Here is a 3,730-nt window from a genome sequence, read left to right as displayed (position 1 = left end):
ATTTACGGAATTAGGTCGACCACTTACCCAAGTTACGCCTTAAATTTGGCTCAATTAGGGGCGCTTTGCATTTCAAATCTTTGTGCAACAAAGCCTTGTGTATATAGAAATCGTCGTAAAAGATTAAACCTGCGGTTTAATTTACTTGCTGGCATATACAATTTAGATTGGGTGAAAGATAAACAATTAAATTGATTGAAAAATGATTTATGAAGGAAGTCTATTCTAGGTTGGAATATCTCTATAAAACTGATGGATATTCAGTCAATGCTAAATTAATAATCAAAAATTAACTCAATGATTTAATAAAATTTAAAAATATTATTGTGTCGTATTTTATGTTAAATTTTGAACAATTTTTAGTCTAATTATTTAATAAAAAGATTAAATTTGGGAGTTGCATTGGCAGCGTAAAGAGCACTCTATTTCACAGAGTAAATATGCTACACAAAAATAGATCAGTTTTTATTCTTCTTGTGCTTACTGTAGTGATCATGAATATGTTCATGATCAGCTTACTGGCCTATACCTTACATACTTCACGTGAGCGCGAAGAAGCTCAAGCTAGGACTGGTGTAGAAAATTTAACATCACTGCTTGAAGAAAGTGTGAGCAGCAGTTCACAAGAAATCGATTTGTCTTTGTATACTTTACAAACTTATATAGAAAAAGAATTAGGTGATAAAAAACAAATAAATGATAGAGAAATAAGTCTCTTTATTCAGAAACAAAAAGATTGGATTGGCTCTGTTACACGAATACACATTACCGATGCAAAAGGTCAAGTCCAATTCGCTGATCATGATATTGGTGGTCAGACTTCCAATTATGCAAACTATAGTTTTTTTAAAGAAGCCCAACAGAAAAATACAGATCAGCTGTTTGTCACCAAGCTGATCAGAGATCCAAATGGCCAAGGCTGGGTTAATCTATTGGCACGACGTTACAATCAGCCTGATGGAGCTTTTGCAGGGATGATTGTTGCTGCCCTGCCAGCCAGTTACTTTAATCATCTGATTGCAGAACTGGATGTAGGCCCCAAAGGAGTGGTAGTGGTACAAGACCTGGATATGCGAGTTATTGCACGTAATCCCATGCTCAAAACCCCGAATGGTCAGGTGGGCTTTGTTGGCGGCCCACCGGAGCTGTCACAACTGGTACGCTCCGGCGCACATGGCACCATTTATACCCGACAAACCACAGATCATATCCCGCGTATTGGTCATGTTCACAAAATTAGTAGTATGCCTGTTTTTGTTGTTGTTGCCTTCGCTGAAGAAGACTATCTGGCCCAATGGTATGAAGATGTTATTAAAGCCGTTTTGCTAGGATTACTCTTCATTGCAGTGACCACGATTGCTGGATGGCTACTTTGGCAGCAAATTCGGGCGAATATGTTTACCAATCGTTGTAGTCGGATGCTGTTACGTAATGCACAAGATGGTATTCATGTTCTAGATCGCGAAGGCAAGCTTCTTCAAGGCAGTGATTCCTTTTTTCGCATGATTGGCAGCACTCCGCAGGCAGCCTTGGGCAAAACCCTATGTTACTGGGATAACGGCTATAATAAGGCAGAGCTGCAAGAGCTAATCAATAGAGGTATTTCTACGCCTGGGGGCATTTGTTTCGAAACCTGTTATCGAAATGCTCAAGGTGAGTGTTATCCGGTAGAAGTCAGTTCAGTCCTGGTGCATCTTGATGATGATGAGGTGTTCTTCTGCTCGGCACGTGATATTACCGAACGTAAAAAAGCAGAAGAAAATCTGCGTATTGCCGCAACTGCATTTGACTCTCAAGTCGGGATGTTGATTACAGATCCTCATTTGGTTATTTTACGTACCAATCATGCTTTTACAGAAATTACTGGCTATAGTGAACAAGAGTTGATTGGGCACACGCCTAAAATCCTGCAATCAGGCCTGCATGACAAAAACTTCTATTCCGGCATGTGGAACGATATTCGCACCACGGGATCCTGGCAGGGTGAAATCTGGAATAAGCGCAAAAATGGTGAACTGTATCCACAACACATCTTGATTGCTGCTGTACGTGATGAGCATGGCCAAACCACACATTATGTTGCAACGCTTACCGATATTTCTGCCTATAAAGCTGCAGAAGAAAAAGTACACTTGCTAGCGTTTTATGACTCTCTGACTAAACTGCCAAACCGTAGCCTATTTTTGGAACACCTTGAACAGAGCATGAGAGATACAAAAAATAAAAAACAGCTCGGCGCTGTTCTGTTAATAGATCTGGATAATTTTAAAGCTATAAATGACACTGCAGGCCATGAAACCGGAGACTACTTATTACAGCAAGTCGCAACTCGCCTGCTAGAATGCGTAGAAGCCAATCAAATGGTTGCACGACTGGGAAGTGATGAATTTGTGGTTCTGCTTGATCATCTTGGAAGCTCAGAGATGGAAGCTATCCCACAACTAGAAAAAACCGCAAAATATATTTTACAGACACTCACTCAACCTTACTTTTTGGCCGACTCTGAATATCATAATTCAGCCAGTATTGGGATCAGCCTATTTGGGATAGAAGCATGTGAAAATATCCAAGATCCAATTAAACGTGCTGATATGGCACTGTCTGACGCAAAGAATTATGGTCGAAATACTTATCGCTTTTTTGATCCCGAGATTCAATCTCAGGTTCAGGAGCGTGCTGAGATTGATACCGGATTACGTCAAGCACTAGAAAAAAATCAGCTGGTGCTGTATTACCAGCCACAAGTGAATGGTGCACAACAGGTGACAGGAGTAGAAGCCTTGTTACGTTGGCTGCATCCAGTTAAAGGAATGATTTCCCCTGCTCGTTTTATACCCGTCGCAGAAGAAAATGGTTTCATTATTACTCTGGGTCAATGGGTACTGGAAAGTGCCTGCCAACAATTGAGTGACTGGGCCAAGTATCCGCAAACTGCTCACCTCAGCATGGCTGTGAATGTCAGCGCGAGCCAATTCGCCCGTGATGAATTTGTTCAAGACGTGCTCGACGTTCTGGAACGTACACAGGCTCCTGCACATTTACTCAAGCTTGAACTGACTGAAAGTGCCTTAGTGATGCGGGTAGAAGACATTATTGAAAAAATGACGATTCTTAAACGTTATGGGATCATGTTTTCTCTGGATGATTTCGGTACGGGTTATTCTTCTCTCACTTATTTACAACGGATTCCGATTGATCAATTAAAAATTGATCAAGGTTTTGTTCGTAATATTGTAATCAGTGCCAATGATGCCGAAATTGCCAAAATGATCATTGTTTTGGCAAAAACTTTAGGTATCTCTGTACTGGCTGAAGGGGTAGAAACCGAAGCTCAACGTGAAGTATTGGAAAAACAGGGTTGTTACCATTATCAGGGCTATTTGTTTGGAAAACCGATGCCTATTGATGAGCTTAAGCAGTATCTATGCTCTCAGCAAACCCTGCATAAAAATTTAATAAGATCATCATTCAGGCAATCACAAAACTTAAAGTTGGCGAAAAGATCACTGTAAAAGAATTGGGATTTACCTACTCACGATGGCAATTGCTCAGCCCTAAAGTGCCATAAAAGACATTTACCGGAAAGAAGGGGAGCAATACAGTCGTCAAAATTTGATATATAATGTGGTTTATTTGGCTTTGTTGCACAAAGATTTGAAATGCAAAGCGCCCCTAATTGAGCCAAATTTAAGGCGTAACTTGGGTAAGTGGTCGACCTAATTCCGTAAAT

General features: G+C 40.4%; 1 protein-coding gene and 1 pseudogene. Both read left to right on the top strand.

Annotated features, from left to right (window positions below):
- Positions 1–195, top strand: a pseudogene (locus tag BLV99_RS18360) (hypothetical protein); the annotation flags it as partial.
- A 311-nt stretch (positions 196–506) separates the two neighbouring features.
- On the top strand, positions 507–3,512 hold the full coding sequence (locus tag BLV99_RS17845) for a bifunctional diguanylate cyclase/phosphodiesterase (RefSeq protein ID WP_244516353.1): 3,006 nt from the start codon (positions 507–509) through the stop codon (positions 3,510–3,512).
- Positions 3,513–3,730: the final 218 nt, after the last annotated feature.

Source organism: Acinetobacter kyonggiensis (assembly GCF_900107285.1).
Taxonomy (GTDB): Bacteria; Pseudomonadota; Gammaproteobacteria; order Pseudomonadales; family Moraxellaceae; genus Acinetobacter; species Acinetobacter kyonggiensis.
This window is presented reverse-complemented; position numbering and strand designations above follow the sequence as displayed.

Coding starts and splice junctions, on each gene's coding strand:
- BLV99_RS17845 (WP_244516353.1), top strand. CDS start 507: ATGATCAGCTTACTGGCCTATACCTTACATACTTCACGTGAGCGCGAA.